This is a genomic window from Citrobacter sp. wls829, from assembly GCF_005280825.1.
In the GTDB taxonomy this organism is placed as follows: Bacteria; Pseudomonadota; Gammaproteobacteria; order Enterobacterales; family Enterobacteriaceae; genus Citrobacter; species Citrobacter gillenii.
On the sequence record NZ_SZWP01000004.1, the window covers coordinates 1 to 18665 of the forward strand.

Sequence of the window (18665 nt, forward strand, 5' to 3'; positions counted from 1 at the left end):
TCAGGAACTTGTTCGCACCTTCCTTAGCTGCAGGCGCTACTCACGCTGCTGAAGTTTATAATAAAGACGGCAATAAATTAGATCTCTACGGTAAAGTAGACGGTCTGCACTATTTCTCTGATGACGCTGGCAGTGATGGCGATCAGACCTATATGCGTATGGGTTTCAAAGGCGAAACTCAGGTTAATGATATGATCACCGGCTATGGCCAGTGGGAATATCAGGTTCAGGCAAACGGTACAGAAGGTGATAAAGGCGATTCCTGGACCCGTCTGGCTTTCGCGGGTATTAAAGTTGGCGATTACGGCACATTCGACTACGGTCGTAACTACGGCGTGATGTACGACGTAGAAGCCTGGACCGATATGTTGCCAGAATTCGGCGGTGACTCTTACACCAAAGCCGATAACTTCATGACCGGTCGTGCCAACGGCGTAGCAACCTACCGTAACGCCGATTTCTTCGGCCTGGTTGATGGTCTGAACGTGGCGTTGCAGTACCAGGGCGCGAACGAAAATCAGTCACCGGAGCAAGAAGGCACCAATAACGGTGGTGACGATCGTAATATGAAGAACTCCAACGGTGACGGCTTCGGTCTGTCTTCTACCTACGATCTGGGTATGGGCGTCAGCTTCGGTGCGGCATATACCTCTTCTGACCGTACCAACGAGCAGGTTAATCACTCTACCGCTGGCGGCGACAAAGCTGATGCTTGGACTGCTGGCCTGAAATACGACGCCAACAACATCTACCTGGCAACCATGTACTCTGAAACCCGTAATATGACCCCTTATGGCGGCTCAGACGGTAGCAATAATACTATTGCCAACAAAACGCAGAACTTTGAAGTGACTGCGCAATACCAGTTCGACTTCGGTCTGCGTCCGGAAGTTTCTTTCCTGATGTCTAAAGGCCAGGATCTGTCCATGCCAGGAAATGCAGCAAGTCCTGCAGGCACCAGCGGTGACAAAGATCTGGTTAAATATGCTTCCGTAGGTGCGACTTACTACTTCAATAAAAACTTCTCCACCTACGTTGATTACAAAATCAACCTGCTGGATGAAGACGACAGCTTCTACACCCAAAATGACATCTCTACCGATGACACTGTAGCACTGGGTATGGTTTACCAGTTCTAATCTGTCAGCCCGCTGGAAACAGCGGGCTACTCCCACCCCCTGCGCCGTAATTGCGTTTTATCTAGATCAAAACATTATATCTGTTGCGTTAAAACACATCCCTGATAGATGATATATTGCCTTCACACTCGCCGCAGAGGATGCCTGCAATGAATCATCACCCCGTTAAATCATCCCGTATTGCATCCGTCGGTTATGACGAATCATCCCGCACGTTAGAAATTCGTTTTCACCATACGGAAATCCTGCAATATCACGCGGTCCCGGCGCGTATCTTTCGAGATTTCCTGACAGTGGTCTCAAAAGGCCGGTTTTACGATGGCGTAATAAAAGGCAAGTTCCCTGAACTCAAAATAAAGTGATGCCAAAATGTGATCTCTGTCATTGTACATAAAGTGCCATTACGCGGTAAGCTTTAGGAGGATACTTAAACAGGAGGTTTTATGAACAGAACGATTCTTGTACCCATCGATATTTCAGACTCAGAATTAACTCAACGTGTTATTGCCCATGTAGAAGCCGAGGCAAGAATTGACGATGCACAGGTCCATTTTCTGACCGTTATTCCGTCATTGCCCTATTATGCTTCGCTTGGACTGGCCTACTCGGCTGAGTTGCCGGCCATGGACGATCTTAAGGCCGAAGCGAAATCTCAACTGGAAGAGATGATCAAGAAGTTCAATATCCCGGCAGACAGAATTCACGTTCATGTCGTTGAAGGTTCGCCAAAAGATAAAATTCTGGAGCTTGCCAGGAAATTACCCGCAGATATGGTCATTATTGCCTCGCACCGACCTGACATCACCACTTATCTGCTTGGCTCCAACGCCGCAGCTGTAGTGCGGCATGCGGAGTGTTCGGTTCTGGTCGTCCGCTAAGTTTTCTGGCCCGCACATCGCTGCGGGCTTTTCATTTCTACCTCTTTTACCCCGCGATTCCTGACCTAAATGTGCTGACATTTTTCCCGCTTATCCGTACCATACACGCCACAGTTTTTATATCAGACTTCTTTTGCCGGACAATCCGGCGTGATGCATTCTCTTCTGATGCCACACTATGAATTGAGCCTCTATTAAATGTCGCAAAATCAAGAAATTAGCAAGAAAGATCAGTATAACCTGAACAAATTACAAAAGCGTCTGCGTCGTAACGTGGGCGAAGCGATTGCCGACTTCAACATGATTGAAGATGGCGATCGCATTATGGTGTGCCTTTCCGGTGGGAAAGACAGCTACACCATGCTGGAGATCCTGCGCAATTTGCAGAAAAGCGCGCCGATCAGTTTTTCTCTGGTTGCGGTTAACCTGGATCAGAAACAGCCCGGTTTCCCGGAACACATTCTGCCGGAGTATCTGGAACAACTGGGCGTCGAGTACAAAATTGTCGAAGAGAATACCTACGGGATCGTCAAAGACAAAATTCCGGAAGGGAAAACAACCTGCTCACTGTGCTCTCGCCTGCGCCGCGGCATTCTGTACCGCACGGCAACCGAACTCGGTGCCACGAAAATTGCGCTGGGACACCACCGCGACGATATCCTGCAAACGCTGTTTTTAAACATGTTTTACGGCGGGAAAATGAAAGGTATGCCACCGAAGCTGATGAGCGACGACGGAAAACATATCGTCATTCGTCCGCTGGCCTATTGCCGTGAAAAAGACATTGAGCGTTTTGCAGAAGCCAAAGGCTACCCGATTATTCCGTGTAACCTGTGCGGTTCACAACCGAACCTGCAGCGTCAGGTGATTGCTGACATGCTGCGTGACTGGGATAAACGCTACCCGGGCCGTATTGAAACCATGTTCAGCGCAATGCAGAACGTGGTGCCTTCGCATCTTAGCGATATCAATCTGTTCGACTTTAAAGGTATTAAACACGGCTCAGCGGTCGTTGACGGCGGTGACTTAGCGTTCGATCGCGAAGAGATCCCGCTGCAACCTGCTGGCTGGCAGCCGGAAGAAGATGAAAATCAGCTGGATGAGTTACGCCTGAACGTGGTTGAAGTGAAGTAATTTATCATGCCGGATGGCGACGTAAACGTCCTATCCGGCCTACGACATGCATAAACGCCTGTAGGCCGGATAAGTAGAGCACCATCAGGCACTCCAACGGACATTTATTTCAACAGGCGAACCCGACAGGTTTTGCCTTTAATCTTACCGTTTTGTAACTGCTTCCACGCTTTATGCGCCACGGACTGACGAACGGCCACGTAGACATGCATCGGATGCACGGCAATCTTACCAATGTCGGCCCCATCCAGCCCCATATCACCGGTCAATGCCCCCAGAACATCACCCGGACGCATTTTTGCCTTTTTGCCGCCATCAATGCACAGCGTCGCCATCTCGGCCTCAAGCGGCACAATTGAACCGTTGCCAGGTGCAGGTAGCCAGTTCAGCTTAAGTTGCAGCATTTCAGAAAGAATATTGGCACGCTGGGCTTCTTCTGGCGCACAGAAGCTGATGGCCAGGCCGCTGTTACCCGCACGCGCAGTACGTCCAATACGGTGTACATGCACCTCCGGATCCCATGCCAGTTCGTAGTTCACCACCAGCTCAAGCGATTTAATATCGAGGCCACGTGCTGCAACATCGGTTGCCACCAGCACGCGCGCGCTACCGTTAGCGAAACGAATCAGCGTCTGATCGCGATCGCGCTGCTCCAGGTCGCCATGTAGTGACAGCGCACTTTGTCCTGCGGCATTCAACGCGTCGCACACGGCCTGGCAATCTTTTTTGGTGTTACAGAAGACAACGCACGATGCCGGCTGATGCTGACTCAGCAACTTTTGCAGCAACGATATTTTGCCGTGTGTGGAGGTTTCAAAAAACTGTTGTTCAATCGCCGGTAGCGCATCTACCGTATCGATTTCAATCGTTAACGGATTTTGCTGCACCCGGCCACTGATTGCGGCAATCGCTTCCGGCCAGGTCGCCGAAAACAGCAGCGTTTGGCGTGACGCAGGCGCAAAGCGGATCACCTCATCAATGGCATCGCTAAAGCCCATATCCAGCATGCGATCGGCTTCATCCATTACCAGTGTATTCAGGGCTTCCAGCGACACGGTACCTTTTTGCAGGTGGTCGAGCAATCTGCCCGGCGTGGCGACAATAATATGTGGCGCATGTTGCAAAGAATCACGCTGTGCGCCAAAAGGTTGCCCACCGCACAACGTTAATATCTTGGTATTCGGCAGGAAACGCGCTAATCGACGCAGTTCGCCCGCGACCTGGTCAGCCAGTTCACGTGTGGGGCATAGGACCAGCGACTGCGTCTGAAACAGCGCGGCATCAATGTGCTGTAACAGTCCAAGACCAAACGCGGCCGTTTTGCCACTGCCGGTTTTTGCCTGCACGCGAACATCTTTTCCTGCCAGGATCGCCGGTAGCGCAGCGGCCTGAACAGGCGTCATTTCAAGATAACCCAGCTCGTTAAGATTCTCGAGTTGAGCGGCAGGTAAAACATTCAGGGTAGAAAAAGCGGTCACAATTTAATCTCGCGGTAAGAACTTACAATTAGCAGGCGCGTATCCTCGCAGATCTGCGCCCGTGATGCGACAATTTAATCGGTTCTTCATCCGGCGGTGGATCAGGCATCGGCTGCGGACGAGGTATCGGGTCAGGAATAGGTACCGGATCGGTCGGTACAGAGTCGGTGTTGAGTGTGGGCAACGGTAGCAATAGCGTGAGACGGGTCATATTCCCTCCAGTCATTCAGGTTGACTCTTTTAGGGTAGACGCTCATTTCCTGCAGGCAAAAAAAAGCCGACTAATCTAAGTCGGCGTCGTACGAATCAATTGTGCTATGCAGTAATTCAAAAAAGGAAGTAAGACAATATGGAGCGCAACGCCCATCGCTTGACGTTGCATTCACCTGCGAGAGAGATATTGCCCCGAATAGGTAGAGAGTTTATTGACCTCGCTCAAAATATTAAACGTTTTCGCCCATCAGAGGCGGTAAAAAACGTTGCTGTTACAACCATTTACTACGATGCAACCATAAAGTAACACCACCAATCAGGAGCACTAACAGAATACAGAACAATGAGAAACCAAACTGCCAGCCGCCACCGGGAATTCCCCCAAGGTTAACGCCAAACAATCCGGTTAAGAATGTGCTGGGTAGAAAGACCATCGCCATCAACGACATGGTATAGGTTCTGCGAGCCAACGATTCCTGCATCACCTGCGCAATTTCATCCGCCATGATACCGGTCCGGGCAATACAGGCGTCAATCTCATCCAACCCTCTTCCCAGCCTGTCGGCGATATCCTGCATCCGGCGCCGCTGATCGTCGGTCATCCACGGCAGTCGTTCGCTCGCCAGACGTGCATAGGCATCTCGCTGTGGAGCCATATAGCGCCGCATGACGATCAGTTGCTTACGCAACAGTGCCAGAAAGCCGCGCGGTGGGATTTGTTGATCGAGTAAATTGTCTTCCAGATCGATAATTTTGTCGTGCAGCTGTTCAATAAACTCACTGGCATGATCGGTTAACGCGTCACAGACATCCACCAACCAACTGCCACAGTCATTCGGCCCCGTTCCTTCTTGCAAATCGCTGATCACATCATCCAACGCCAGCACTTTACGCTGACGCGTCGAGACAATCAGCCGCTCATCCATATATAAACGCATTGCCACCAGTTGGTCTGGACGCTCATCCGTGCTGCCATTAATACACCGCAGGGTGATCAGCGTGCCTTCCCCTATCCGGCTGACTCGTGGGCGCGTACTTTCACCGGCCAGCGCATCGCGCACAATATTAGGAAGCAGAGGCGTCGTCGCCAACCACTTCGCGCTATCAGAATGGGTATAATTAAGATGCAACCAGCAGGGATGCTGAGCATCGATCACATCGTTATCTTCCAGCGGTTTTACTCCGCCCTGGCCATCCAGTAGCCAGGCAAACACGGCATCCGGCACATTAACGTCCGCTCCCCTAATGGCTTCCACAGCGCCTCCACAGTCATTCAGTCTTTTTCGTTAGTCTAGCCTGCAGATTATGTTAAGCAATATCTCATTATCCCATTGTGCTGAAATGATTCAGAAAAGTTAAATAAAAATGAAAACGCCGACGACGTCGGCGCGGGTGACGACAGGATTAGAATGAATGACCGTATTTATCCCGTCGGCTGAACCCCGAAGGTGTTACGGTGCCGTGAGGTTGTGGGAAAAATTCTTTTTCCGGAGTGTTACTTAAATGAAATTTATGTGTTCGTGACTGCAGGTCGTTTACCTGATTTTTCAGAATGGCAGATGAATCCGATAACTCATCGACCATGATGGCATTACTTTGAGTCACGTTTTCCAACTCTGCCAGGGCCTGGGTAATCTTAACGATACCCTTCTCCTGTTCCCGCGTGGTGGTTAATATCTCCCCCATCAATTGGTCCAATTGCCCGGCGCCGCCCACGATATCCTGCATATTTTTTTCGGCTTCGCGGACAATAGCCGCCCCTTCGCGCACGTTATAATGAGTTTCATCAATCAGCCGTTTAATACTCTTTGCTGCTTCAGCACTACGATGGGCCAGCGTCCTCACTTCTCCCGCTACCACGGAAAACCCCTTGCCGTGCTCACCTGCTCGTGCTGATTCCACAGCTGCGTTTAATGCCAGAATATTCGTCTGAAAAGCAATGCCATCGATCAGGGCGATGATTTCCGTCATCTGCTGCGCGCATTCGGTGATAGAGCGCATATTGGTCGCAACCTGTACCATTAATTCGCCCCCCTGACGGGCAGAGTGTGTAGCGATATTCGCCTGGGCACTGGCCAACTGCGTATTCTCAGCATTATTACGTGTACTGATGGCTATCTCATCCATATTGGCAGAGGTTTGCGTTAACGCCCCTGATTGCTGCTCCGTTTTAACCGACAGCGCTGCACTGCGGTCCGCAAGTTGTTCAGAGAGCATCATCGCCGTGCGTGAAGAAGTGCGGATTTCGCTGACTAACGCAGAAATATTACTCGATAAGCTATTGATACCCGGAATAAGTCGCCCGGCGCAATTATTTCCGAACTCAGGAATACTGATCGCCAAATTCCCTGACGTGACCTCTTCTATGCTTTTTTTGACGGTATTGATTGGTTCAACGAGATATTTTGTCATGTACCACCACAGACATAATATCGAGATCAGACTCACTACGTCAGTATAAATAATAGTATCAATCTCTGTGGATAATAATAACTCCATCACATTGAGAATAAAAAGTGTTAATGTCACAAATGAAATAATAAATGTCCTGACGCTTATATTCTTCAACATTTCAGCTCTGCTCACCAAGAAATAATATAAATACGGGTAGTAATTTTTATAGCAGTTGCGATACAGATTACCATTCGCTTACGCAGAAACCTTAATTTTCAATTGGACCCTACCCCACTTTCACTTAAGGCGTATTATTACAGTTTAGATTTTCATTAATGCCGCATTTTTCTCTGCCAAAGCGGGTCACCGCACCAACGTTCAGATTATTGTGATGAGGAGCACACCACGAACACAAAATGCGCAAAAACATAAATATGGTGAATGTTTACATAAGCGAAAATAGAATATTTCCTATTTTGAGAGGTTCAAGCTAATACTCATGATGAAATATTAAGACTATTCCTGGTTTTATCGGGTTAACTTGACAAAACCTGCTAGATTTAACATCACGACTTTTTATCTATAGGTAGTACGATGTTGCACGTGTCGTGGGACCCTGTACTGATTGGGATTTCCTTTGTAGTCGCTTTTATTGCCTCTTTTATTGCTCTCGACAGTGCGGGAAAAGTGGCAATCTCCAGTCGACGAGAATCGACCTTCTGGCGGTTATCCGGTGGTGCGACGCTAGGTCTGGGGATCTGGTCAATGCATTTTATTGGTATGCTGGCCATGAAAATGAGCATGTCGATAAATTATCATTTCGTACTCACCGCGTGCTCTTTTCTCATTGCTCTTGTAAGTGCAACGTTTGCCATCAATATCGCCATATCGGGTCAGACGCTTTCAACAAAACGCCTGGTTGTCGCCACGAGTCTATTAAGCACTGGCGTAGTGGCAATGCACTACGTTGGCATGGCGGCCATTATTGAACATGTGGCAATTATCTGGGATCGCAGGCTTATTCTGCTCTCTGTGGTCATTGCCGTCGTGGCGTCGGGCGTGGGTTTATGGCTGGCGTTTCATTTACGCCAAAATACCCGGCGCGCGTTGATCAACCGCCTTATTGCCGCGCTCATTATGGCGCTGGCTATTGCGTCTATGCATTACACCGGGATGAGTGCTGCAACTTTCACTCACGTCACGCACACCGCGCACGAGGGGATCTCCACGCTGGAACTCTCCATTTGGGTCAGCGCCATAACGATGGTGATCCTGGGGATAATGCTGGTGATTTCGATGGTGGACGCCCAACTACGGACATCACGACTGGCAGATAATTTGCATCAATTAAACTGTCAGCTCGAACATCAGGTCCACTTTGACCCGCTGACTGGGCTTGCCAACCGCACCCAGATCGATGCCTGCCTACAGGCCTGCCTGCAGTATTCCAGGCTGCATCAACACCCTTTTGCGCTGGTCTTTATTGATCTCGATCGGTTCAAAGTGGTCAACGACACCTGGGGTCATCACATGGGCGATCAACTGCTGATCGCCAGTACTCAACGCATCTATACCTGTCTTGATGACACTATGACCCTCGCAAGGTTGGGTGGGGATGAATTCATGCTGCTGGTTCCGAATAGCGGCAGAGAGGCTATCTCCAACCTGCTGGCCCGTATTGCCAATGTTATCAAAGAGCCGTTTACGCTATGTGGACATTCTCTTCGGGTGTCGTTAAGCGCAGGAAGCAGTATTTATCCTGAACATGGCGCAACGTTGCATGAGTTAAAAGTGAAGGCTGACATGGCGATGTACCATGTTAAACAGGCTGGCAGAAACGGTTGGGCAATATACACGCCAGATATGGAGGCAATCGCAGATACGCCACCGACGTTTTTACAGGAACTGTCGCAGGCGATTGAGCGTAATCAATTCGAGCTATGGTATCAGCCTAAATATACCGCAGGCGATCATACGCTGACCGGATTTGAAGCACTCCTTCGCTGGCACCACCCCGAGCGCGGCATGCTGCTGCCTGCTGAATTTCTTCCCGCGCTTGAGGAGACAGGTCTGATCATTCCAGTCGGTGACTGGGTTATTCATCAGGCCTGTTTTCAGTTACACCAATGGGCGTTGCAAGGTCATAGCCAGTGGACGCTCGCCGTAAATCTTTCATCCGCCCAGTTTGAACAGCATGATATCGTCGATATTGTCTGCAATGCTCTCGCGCAATATCAGCTATCACCGACACAATTAACGCTGGAACTGACTGAAAGTACAGCCCTTAAAAATTTAAAGCATAGCGTCGACGTTTTGAATGCATTTTCTGCACTCGGCATCACCATTTCTATTGATGATTTTGGCACCGGTTATTCAAATATCCTGATGTTAAAGTCACTCCCGGCGCGGGAATTAAAAATTGACAGAATATTTGTCAAAGATATTAGTGAGAACAGCAAAAATACAAAAATCGTGTCTACTATTATTGACATAGCCCACTCGATGAATATGTGCGTAGTGGCTGAGGGTATAGAGACACATGAGCAGGAAATACTCCTCACCCAAATGGGATGCAGAGTTTTACAAGGTTTTCTGTTTGCTAAGCCCCTGCCCGCACATCAGATCCATGAATTGATGCACACAGAAAACAGCGTAAAACCGATACTGGCCGCACAGGCATTGTCTCACCAGAAATCAATATCGTGTGAGACTGAAAAAGAAATATTAGTTGCCAGTCGGTCGGCAACATAGCCAATGAAGATAACGGGATTATCGATGAGCACAAACGAACTGCATTCACTGGATTTATTAACCATTCCGGTCTGGCTCGTTTCGCCCTATACCGAGGACCTGGTATTCGCCAATACCGTAGCGCGGGAAATCATGCAAGCTGCGGATTTCTCACGCCTCAGGAAGGGGGTGTTTTCGACCCATGCTCAGGCAGACTTAACCCAGTATCTCAGCGACCTGAAAAATCAGCATGACATTGTGGAAATTCTCACAGTTTGCCGGAACGGAGAGGAAATTGCCCAGGCCTGCCGTCTGTCGATCAGAGATCTGGCTAATTGCGGTGACGTCATTCTTTTTGAAGGTATTGAAACCCCGGCGGCACAAGGGCTTAAAGCCAGTCGTTCCGCCAATTACCAACGTAAGAAACAGGGATTTTACGCGCGTTTTTTCCTGACAAACTCAGCGCCGATGCTGCTCATCGATCCGTCTCGCGATGGGCTGATTGTCGACGCCAACCTCAGTGCACTGAATTTTTATGGTTACAGCCATGACGTGATGTGCCAGAAACATACCTGGGAAATTAACATGCTGGGGCGTCACGTCTTACCGGTGATGCATAAAATTGCGCATCTGCCTGGCGGCCATAAGCCCTTACATTTTGTCCACAAACTGGCCGACGGCAGCACTCGTCACGTGCAAACCTACGCTGGCCCCATCGAGATTTACGGTAATAAACTGATGCTATGCATTATTCACGATATTACCGAGCAAAAACGCCTTGAGCAGGAACTGGAACGGGCTGCACTGCGTGACGCCTTAACCGGATTATTCAATCGCAGGCATTTTTATCACATCACTGAAGCTGAACAAACGCACGCTATGCCGCTGACGCAGGACTATAGCTTGTTACTGATCGACACCGATCGTTTTAAGAGCATTAACGATCTCTTCGGTCATTTGAAGGGCGATGAGGTGCTTTGCGCGCTGGCTCGCACGCTGGAAGCCTGCGCGCGTAAAGACGATCTGGTCTTTCGTTGGGGAGGTGAAGAATTTTTGCTGCTCCTGCCACGTACATCTCTCGATGTTGCACTTAATCTGGCAGAAACCCTACGTGCGACGGTTGCCCGTGTCAGCCTCCCGGGCCTTCCCCGCTTTACCGTCAGCATCGGCGTGGCACGACACGAAGCGAATGAAAGCATTGATGAATTGTTCAAACGCGTGGACGACGCGTTATACAAAGCCAAGAACGAAGGCAGAAACCGGGTGCTGGCAGCCTGAGATCGCAGCCGTTAACGACTGCGTTTTGCATGGCGCTCCCAGTTTTCCTGTTTGGCCTGCGCCGTTTTGCGAAGTGCAACATAACATGCCCCGCTACCACCATGGTGCGGCAGTGCACTGCAGTACGCCTGCACGTCGTCAAACTCCGTCAACCAACGCGCCACGTAGCTGCGCACGATATTGGCATGGGAATTATCGTCTCGTCCCTTGCCATGAATAATGAGAACGTTGCGCAGCCCCTCCTGTAGGGCCTGATGGATAAAACTGAATAACATCTGACGACATGTTTCGACCGGCTGACGCAAAAGATTGAGACTCGCCTGCTGGGGATACTTTCCGCTCCTCAGCTTATCGGTAACGCCCTGCTGTACCCCCTCGCGATGAAATGCCAGCGGTTCGTTCAACGGTACGATCTCCAGAAAACCCGTCGAGAGAAAATTATCCAACTGCAGCGTATCAATACGCGCTGGCGCACGAGGATTGCGCGAAGGCTGCCAGTGGATATCAGTACAGCCTTTCAGAGGTTCAACATCCCCCATAGCGTCCAGAAACAATGATGCGTCATCGGGGTTCATGTTTCATCCTCCAGCATTTTGCGACGGTCATTATCATAACTGCGCACTATTATACCGACAACTATACCGACAACGGTTTACAGCTATCTCCAATAATCAGGCGATTCTACTCGGTGGTTTAAGTCGTGGATCTTAGGGGGTATAGCTGTGAATATCCTTGGCGTGATAAGGTGTAAGCCCGCCAGATGACACGGGTATTGTCCCGCCGGTATTGAGAGAAACGGATGCTTAATTTACTTGAAGACACCATTGCAACACCGCTAGGTCCACTGTGGGTGATTTGCGATGAACAATTTCGCCTGCGCGCCATCGAATGGGATCAGCACAGCGATCGTATGGAACAGCTGCTGGATATTCATTATCGCGCTGAAGGCTACCAGCGCATTGCCGCAAAAAACCCCGGGGGGTTAAGCGATAAGTTGTCTGAATATTTCGCGGGGAATCTGGGCATTATTGACACACTGGAAACGGCCACCGCAGGTACCCCGTTTCAGCGGGAAGTCTGGCAAGCACTACGCGCGATCCCCTGTGGTCAGGTGATGCACTATGGGCAACTGGCCGAACAACTGGGGCGTCCCGGTGCCGCCAGGGCCGTGGGTGCGGCAAACGGTTCTAACCCAGTCAGCATCGTTGTTCCCTGCCATCGCGTGATTGGACGCAACGGTACCATGACCGGATATGCAGGTGGCGTGCAGCGAAAAGAGTGGTTATTGCGCCATGAAGGCTATTTGCTACTCTAGAATCCAGGCAATTAATGCCTTATTCATCACACTTCTACATAAAGCAACCGCAGATAAAGTGCGGTTAATCAAACAGATACAAACATTCAACTCGCTTATGCCTGAATTATTCTCTCTTAGGGGTAGGTCAGGCTTACGTGCTCACCAAAAAGATGTTAAAATTGACAAATATCAATTACGGCTTGAGCAGACCTATGATCCCGGAAAAGCGAATTATACGGCGCATTCAGTCTGGCGGTTGTGCTATCCATTGCCAGGATTGCAGCATCAGCCAGCTTTGCATCCCGTTCACACTTAACGAGCACGAGCTTGACCAGCTCGATAATATCATTGAGCGCAAAAAGCCTATCCAAAAGGGGCAGACGCTCTTTAAAGCAGGCGATGAACTTAAATCACTCTATGCTATCCGCTCCGGAACGATTAAAAGCTATACCATTACCGAACAAGGCGATGAGCAAATTACCGGTTTCCATCTGGCCGGCGATTTAGTCGGTTTTGACGCCATCGGTAGCGGTCATCATCCGAGCTTTGCACAGGCGCTGGAAACCTCAATGGTCTGTGAAATCCCATTCGAGACCCTGGACGATCTGTCCGGTAAGATGCCGAATCTGCGTCAGCAGATGATGCGTCTGATGAGCGGCGAGATCAAAGGCGATCAGGACATGATCCTGTTGCTGTCGAAGAAGAACGCAGAAGAACGTTTAGCGGCCTTCATCTACAATTTGTCCCGTCGTTTTGCCCAACGTGGATTCTCGCCTCGCGAATTCCGCCTGACCATGACTCGCGGAGATATTGGTAACTATCTCGGCCTCACGGTAGAAACCATCAGTCGTCTGCTGGGTCGATTCCAGAAAAGCGGCATGCTAGCGGTGAAAGGCAAATATATCACTATCGAGAATAGCGACGCGCTGGCTGTTCTTGCTGGCCATTCGCGCAACGTAGCGTAATCGTTCTGCAAGCATCGCTATTACCCTTCTGTCACATCGCTAAATGTTCCCAATTTAACGATCTGGCAGAAGGTTCTCTTCTGCTCTAATCATCATTCATCGACTCTTTTCCGCTTTGCCCGTCTGGTATCCGTTTTCTGCTTACAACAAATGCATCCGCTATGAGTCAGTCACAATACAAAGGAATGTTATGAATTATATTCAAAGGGAAAAGCAGTGCTCAGCTCTGCAATTACATACAAGTCTGGACGCTGACCTGAAGGGCTATCAATGGGCGCGTGATCATGTCGGTCAATCTGGCGCAGCCATTTATCGATTGTATAGTAAAGCTGGTGCGCCGGAATTGTACCTGAAGCAAGGTAGAGGGACCGTTGCCGACGATATTACAGATGAAATGATCCGACTTAACTGGCTGAAGGCTTATTTACCACTTCCGGCTATCAAGCATTTTACCCGCACAGGGGATGAAGCGCTGCTACTCACAACAGCGATACCCGGCAAGACTGCGTTCCAGATGTTAGAAGAATACCCTGCTGCACAGAATAGTATTGTTGATGCACTTGCTGTATTCCTGCAGCGGTTACACCAGATCCCTGTAAGCCACTGTCCTTTTAACAGCGATCATTTGTTTCGGCTCGCATTGGCGCAAACACGAATGAATAGCGGTCTGGTTGATGCTGATGATTTTGATGATGAGCGCAAGGGGTGGTCTGTTGAACACGTCTGGAATGAGATGCAGTCCCTTTTACCCTTCTCGCCCGACTCCGTGGTGACGCACGGAGACTTCTCACTGGATAACCTTATTATTAGCCAGGGTGAAGTGGTGGGTTGTATTGATGTTGGTCGCGTTGGTATCGCCGATCGATACCAGGATCTTGCCATTATCTGGAACTGTCTCGGTGATTTTTCACCGTCTTTACAGAATAGACTTTTTCATACATATGGCATCGCAACCCCTGATCTGAAAAAGTTGCAGTTTCATTTGATGCTCGATGAGTTTTTTTAAATTGACGAGAAATCTCAACCCGTTCTGGCATCAAAGGGTTACAACGGCTAAGAACAGTTGCTCTCATTTCGTGGGATACGGACAAAAAACCGGGATTCTCCCGATTTATTGATCTGGCAGGAGGTTCTCCCCTGTTTCAATCCACATTATTGGGTTACTCTTTTAATGACAAACTGCGGTGACAGTTGTAAGGAGACCCTGTATGGCTATGTATCAAAACATGCTGGTGGTCATCGATCCGAACCAGGACGATCAACCTGCATTACGGCGAGCTGTTTATTTGCATCAACGGATTGGTGGCAAAATTAAAGCCTTTTTGCCGATCTATGACTTTTCCTATGAGATGACTACCCTGTTGTCGCCCGATGAGCGGACGGCAATGCGTCAAGGCGTTATCAGTCAGCGAACGGCATGGATACGCGAGCAAGCGAAATACTATATTGATGCAGGTATTCCTGTTGATATTAAAGTGGTCTGGCACAACCGTCCCTTCGAAGCCATCATCCAGGAAGTCATCAGTGCTAAGCATGACCTGGTCCTTAAAATGGCGCACCAGCACGACCGCCTGGAGGCGGTGATTTTCACCCCAACCGACTGGCATTTATTACGTAAATGCCCAAGTCCGGTGTGGATGGTCAAAGACCAACCATGGCCGGAAGGCGGGAAGGCACTGGTTGCCGTCAACCTGGCCAGCGAAGAAGCGTATCACAACGCGCTTAACGAAAAGCTGGTCAAAGAAACGCTGATGCTCGCAGATCAGGTTAACCATACCGAAGTACATTTGGTGGGGGCTTACCCTGTTACCCCAATCAACATCGCCATTGAACTGCCTGAGTTTGACCCTAGCGTTTATAACGACGCGATTCGCGGACAGCACCTGCTGGCCATGAAGGCATTGCGTCAGAAATTCAGCATCGATGAGAAAGTCACGCACGTTGAAAAAGGATTGCCTGAAGAGGTCATTCCTGATTTGGCAGAGCATTTACAGGCGGGTATCGTAGTACTGGGTACCGTGGGGCGCACCGGCATTTCTGCCGCATTCCTTGGCAATACGGCGGAACAGGTCATCGACCATCTACGCTGCGATCTGCTGGTCATTAAGCCCGATCAGTATCAGACGCCGGTTGAACTGGACGACGAAGACGATTGATCACGCAGCAACCTGCCGGATGACGATGTCATCCGGCATCATAAGCGCTTAGTGCTTATCCTCGCCGCCAAGGAAATAGATCCCAAGCGGGATTGCCAGCAGAATAGTAAACACCATACTGTAGACGCCAATCATTGCCGATTGGATGGCATACATGGAAGCCGTCCAGTCAGACAGCGGGATATTGTACTGTTCAATCACCCCACCTATAGTGGCACGCGTCACCACCGATGCGGCGATGATAAACACCCCAAGCAGACACAACAGAAATTTTCTTCCCTTAGCTGTCTTCAGCTTAGCCATGATCATAGTCTCGTCCTTTTCTTGTGCAGATGAAAATATTGTCACTTTGCAATAACAATACCATGACATCAACTCACTGTCTGCTACATAAACTGCCTACGGGGTTGACACCCGCGTTATTCAACTGAAAATAGCGCTAATTGTATTATTTCTATCTCCTCATGATGAATGATATGACAGCCTGTTACAGGTAAAATACCTGAGGATCAGGATGTCAGATGATATTTTGCTAACACGGAGTAGCCAGGGAGAATCATGATCGCTAAATTGTTTATGAATAATGCCTTTAATCTGACGGTCATTCTCAGTTGCTGTGCAGCATTAGTGCTGATGAGCGTCTGGTTTCATCGTAGTGAAAAACACTGCAAAGGATTTATATTCCACGCGGCGCAGTTTTTCGTCTATGCCATTATTATCGGTACGTTTGGCAGCATCGCCAATAACGTTATCGACAGCTATAAACTGACATTTGTCTCGCCCAGTGTGGTCGATTTTCTTTGTACCTCGTTGATTGCATTGATTTTAACTACAAAGCTCTTTCTGGTGATTAACCAGTTTGAAAAAACGCAGATCAACAAAGGCCGGGACATTACCAGTGCGCGGATCCTGTCGCGTATTATTAAGATTACGATCGTCGTCGCCATCGTTTTACTGTACGGCGAGCATTTTGGTATGAGCCTGTCTGGCCTGTTAACCTTCGGCGGTATCGGTGGTATTGCTGTCGGTATGGCGGGGAAAGATATTCTGAGCAATTTCTTCTCAGGTATCATGCTGTATTTTGACAGACCGTTCAGCATCGGTGACTGGATCCGCTCCCCGGACAGAAACATCGAAGGTACGGTGACCGAAATTGGCTGGCGGATGACCAAAATAAACACCTTCGATCATCGTCCCCTGTATGTGCCCAATTCGATTTTCTCATCAATTAGCGTAGAAAACCCGGGCAGGATGAGCAATCGACGGATAAAAACGGTGATCGGGTTGCGGTATGAGGATGCCGATAAAATAAGCACGATTGTCGATGCGATCAGACAAATGCTGCAAAATCACCCTGGAATTGACCAGAAGCAGACCCTACTGGTCTACTTTAATGAGTTTGCCGATTCTTCGCTGAATATTATGGTTTACTGCTTCACCAAGACAACCGTGTGGCAGGAGTGGCTTGCCGTACAGCAGGATGTTTATTTGAAAATTATCACCCTGGTCCAGGAAAACGGCGCTGACTTTGCCTTCCCCAGCCAGACGCTGTATATGGATAATCCTCAGCCTCAGGCTTCTGCTCATTAAAAGGCATAAGGCGCGGAACCCCGCGTCTTATTAGTCTATCAATCAGGGAAGTGGGTTGTATTCTTCGTCGGCCACGGGTTCCAGCCATTCGTTCGAGGCGCCTGGAGCCGGGATTTCCACCGCGATATGCCCAAACCAACTCGCGTTATGCAACAATCTCAATTAAATTGCCGTCGGGATCGTGAATGACCGCTTCGTAATAGCCATCTCCAGTGGTACGCGGACCGGAGACGAGGATCCCCTGCTGTTTGGCGCGCATTGATATTGAGTCGACGTTCTCTACCCCACCAACAGAGATCGCCAGATGTACCCACCCGGTGGTGTTATTGTCGGGCACCACCTGGCTCAGGCTGGGTTTAGTCATTAACTCAATCGCAATACTCTCGCCAATTTTGACAAAATAGGATTCAAACCCGGGATTAGTTTTACTGGCGTATTTTTCGTTAATCTCACCGCCAAAAAAGGTGACCCAGAAACGGGCCTGCCGCTCGAGATCCTGTGTCCACAGCGCCATATGTGCAATCTTCATCACCTGCCTCTCTCAAACACGCCCATTAAGGGACATTGACAATACCAGTCATAATGCACGATCATGATTATTGTTGCTCGATATTTATTTTACCAGGAGTTTTGATGCTCGATTATGCTGCATTCCCGGAACAACGTCAGTCGCTGATTTATCAAATCCTGCAGGAAAACGGTAGGGTTGTCTGTTCCGAGCTTGCCGGTCGACTCGGCGTGTCAGAACACACAATTCGTCGGGATTTGCATGAGCTAAGTAAAGAAGGTGTCTGCAAAAAAGTGTACGGTGGCGCCGTCATTTCTTTGCCGGAATCTGAAGATATGTCGGTGAGGAAAACGAAAAATACGGCGAAAAAGAGTAGCCTCGCGCAACGCTGTGCCCGACTGGTCAAATCCGGCAGCTGTATCTTTATTGATAGCGGAACCACCAATCTGGCGATGGCTGAAGCGTTACCCGCCGAGCTTGCTTTGACCGTTGTGACTAATTCTCCGGAAATAGCCACCGCTCTGCTCAAGAAACCGTTGTACGATGTCATAATCCTCGGTGGCCCGATACAGCGCTCATCCGGTGGAAGTGTAGGCACCACCGCGATAACCCAGGTGCAGGGCATTTTGTTTGACCAAGGATTTATTGGCGGCTGCGCAATGGCACCGGAATCCGGTTTAACCGGGTTTGACTATGCCGACTGTGAGTTCAAGAGAGCGGTGATTAAGCAGTGCAATGAAACCATTGTCGCGCTGACGGCAGATAAGATCCCCGCAGTGGCCCGATATGTGGTCGCTCAGAGCAGCGAAATCGATGTGATAGTGGTAGAGGAAAACATAAGCAAACAGTATGGCACCGCTTTTCAGGCGCACGACATCCGGATTTATACCGTGTAACGCTCTCTC

General features: G+C 49.4%; 19 protein-coding genes and 1 pseudogene. 12 read left to right on the top strand and 8 right to left on the bottom strand.

The window, feature by feature from the left end:
- Positions 1 to 8: 8 nt before the first annotated feature.
- From ompC to ttcA, 4 genes are all read left to right on the top strand, one after another.
- The gene (gene ompC, locus FDW88_RS00130) at positions 9 to 1139 is read left to right on the top strand and encodes a porin OmpC (RefSeq protein ID WP_137361784.1); all 1131 of its coding nucleotides are present in this window, start codon (positions 9 to 11) and stop codon (positions 1137 to 1139) included.
- Positions 1140 to 1288: 149 nt separating this feature from the next.
- Positions 1289 to 1501: a KTSC domain-containing protein gene (locus FDW88_RS00135; protein ID WP_137361785.1), complete on the top strand. Its 213-nt coding sequence runs from the start codon at positions 1289 to 1291 to the stop codon at positions 1499 to 1501.
- Between the two features lie 81 nt (positions 1502 to 1582).
- The gene (gene uspF, locus FDW88_RS00140) at positions 1583 to 2017 is read left to right on the top strand and encodes a universal stress protein UspF (RefSeq protein ID WP_115258358.1); all 435 of its coding nucleotides are present in this window, start codon (positions 1583 to 1585) and stop codon (positions 2015 to 2017) included.
- 198 nt (positions 2018 to 2215) lie between these two features.
- Positions 2216 to 3151 (top strand): tRNA 2-thiocytidine(32) synthetase TtcA, encoded by a 936-nt coding sequence (gene ttcA / locus FDW88_RS00145; RefSeq protein ID WP_137361786.1) that lies wholly within the window; start codon positions 2216 to 2218, stop codon positions 3149 to 3151.
- Positions 3152 to 3255: 104 nt separating this feature from the next.
- Here the strand turns inward: ttcA and dbpA are convergent, their stop codons facing one another.
- The 4 genes from dbpA to FDW88_RS00165 form a co-directional block, all read right to left on the bottom strand.
- The gene (gene dbpA / locus FDW88_RS00150) at positions 3256 to 4629 is read right to left on the bottom strand and encodes an ATP-dependent RNA helicase DbpA (RefSeq protein WP_096756917.1); all 1374 of its coding nucleotides are present in this window, start codon (positions 4627 to 4629) and stop codon (positions 3256 to 3258) included.
- 28 nt (positions 4630 to 4657) lie between these two features.
- Complete coding sequence (locus tag FDW88_RS00155; RefSeq protein WP_096756916.1) at positions 4658 to 4840, bottom strand: hypothetical protein; 183 nt, start codon at positions 4838 to 4840, stop codon at positions 4658 to 4660.
- A gap of 274 nt (positions 4841 to 5114) precedes the next feature.
- Positions 5115 to 6098 (bottom strand): zinc transporter ZntB, encoded by a 984-nt coding sequence (zntB, locus tag FDW88_RS00160; RefSeq protein ID WP_137361787.1) that lies wholly within the window; start codon positions 6096 to 6098, stop codon positions 5115 to 5117.
- Positions 6099 to 6246: 148 nt separating this feature from the next.
- A complete protein-coding gene (locus tag FDW88_RS00165) occupies positions 6247 to 7413 on the bottom strand; it encodes a methyl-accepting chemotaxis protein (protein WP_137361788.1) in 1167 nt (388 codons plus the stop codon).
- Positions 7414 to 7830: 417 nt separating this feature from the next.
- On the opposite strand from FDW88_RS00165, the gene FDW88_RS00170 reads away from it, so the two are divergent.
- Together FDW88_RS00170 and FDW88_RS00175 are read left to right on the top strand one after the other, a co-directional pair.
- Positions 7831 to 9987, top strand: coding sequence for a bifunctional diguanylate cyclase/phosphodiesterase (locus tag FDW88_RS00170; protein WP_137361789.1), 2157 nt, complete (start codon positions 7831 to 7833; stop codon positions 9985 to 9987).
- Between the two features lie 24 nt (positions 9988 to 10011).
- Positions 10012 to 11244 (top strand): sensor domain-containing diguanylate cyclase, encoded by a 1233-nt coding sequence (locus FDW88_RS00175; RefSeq protein WP_137361790.1) that lies wholly within the window; start codon positions 10012 to 10014, stop codon positions 11242 to 11244.
- Between the two features lie 11 nt (positions 11245 to 11255).
- On the opposite strand, the gene smrA is transcribed toward FDW88_RS00175, so the two are convergent.
- On the bottom strand, positions 11256 to 11819 hold the full coding sequence (gene smrA / locus FDW88_RS00180) for a DNA endonuclease SmrA (RefSeq protein WP_137361791.1): 564 nt from the start codon (positions 11817 to 11819) through the stop codon (positions 11256 to 11258).
- Positions 11820 to 12043: 224 nt separating this feature from the next.
- Between smrA and ogt the strand changes: the two genes are divergently transcribed.
- The 4 genes from ogt to uspE all read left to right on the top strand — a co-directional run bounded on the left by ogt (position 12044) and on the right by uspE (position 15662).
- On the top strand, positions 12044 to 12559 hold the full coding sequence (gene ogt / locus FDW88_RS00185) for a methylated-DNA--[protein]-cysteine S-methyltransferase (protein WP_137361792.1): 516 nt from the start codon (positions 12044 to 12046) through the stop codon (positions 12557 to 12559).
- Between the two features lie 194 nt (positions 12560 to 12753).
- Positions 12754 to 13506, top strand: a complete 753-nt coding sequence (gene fnr / locus FDW88_RS00190; RefSeq protein WP_135911931.1) for a fumarate/nitrate reduction transcriptional regulator Fnr — start codon at positions 12754 to 12756, stop codon at positions 13504 to 13506.
- A gap of 190 nt (positions 13507 to 13696) precedes the next feature.
- A complete protein-coding gene (locus FDW88_RS00195; protein ID WP_115258349.1) occupies positions 13697 to 14512 on the top strand; it encodes an APH(3')-I family aminoglycoside O-phosphotransferase in 816 nt (271 codons plus the stop codon).
- A gap of 202 nt (positions 14513 to 14714) precedes the next feature.
- A complete protein-coding gene (gene uspE, locus FDW88_RS00200; RefSeq protein ID WP_137361793.1) occupies positions 14715 to 15662 on the top strand; it encodes a universal stress protein UspE in 948 nt (315 codons plus the stop codon).
- A gap of 48 nt (positions 15663 to 15710) precedes the next feature.
- On the opposite strand, the gene FDW88_RS00205 is transcribed toward uspE, so the two are convergent.
- The gene (locus FDW88_RS00205; RefSeq protein WP_096756906.1) at positions 15711 to 15971 is read right to left on the bottom strand and encodes a DUF2534 family protein; all 261 of its coding nucleotides are present in this window, start codon (positions 15969 to 15971) and stop codon (positions 15711 to 15713) included.
- Between the two features lie 249 nt (positions 15972 to 16220).
- Here FDW88_RS00205 and FDW88_RS00210 point away from each other — a divergent pair, with 249 nt between their 5' ends.
- Positions 16221 to 17252 (top strand): mechanosensitive ion channel family protein, encoded by a 1032-nt coding sequence (locus FDW88_RS00210; RefSeq protein ID WP_115258348.1) that lies wholly within the window; start codon positions 16221 to 16223, stop codon positions 17250 to 17252.
- Positions 17253 to 17294: 42 nt separating this feature from the next.
- Here FDW88_RS00210 and FDW88_RS22785 read toward each other — a convergent pair.
- Positions 17295 to 17393, bottom strand: a pseudogene (locus tag FDW88_RS22785) (cupin domain-containing protein); the annotation flags it as partial.
- Between the two features lie 4 nt (positions 17394 to 17397).
- The gene (locus FDW88_RS00220) at positions 17398 to 17781 is read right to left on the bottom strand and encodes a VOC family protein (protein ID WP_115258347.1); all 384 of its coding nucleotides are present in this window, start codon (positions 17779 to 17781) and stop codon (positions 17398 to 17400) included.
- A 104-nt stretch (positions 17782 to 17885) separates the two neighbouring features.
- On the opposite strand from FDW88_RS00220, the gene FDW88_RS00225 reads away from it, so the two are divergent.
- Positions 17886 to 18656 (top strand): DeoR/GlpR family DNA-binding transcription regulator, encoded by a 771-nt coding sequence (locus FDW88_RS00225; protein ID WP_135911930.1) that lies wholly within the window; start codon positions 17886 to 17888, stop codon positions 18654 to 18656.
- Positions 18657 to 18665 lie beyond the last annotated feature (9 nt).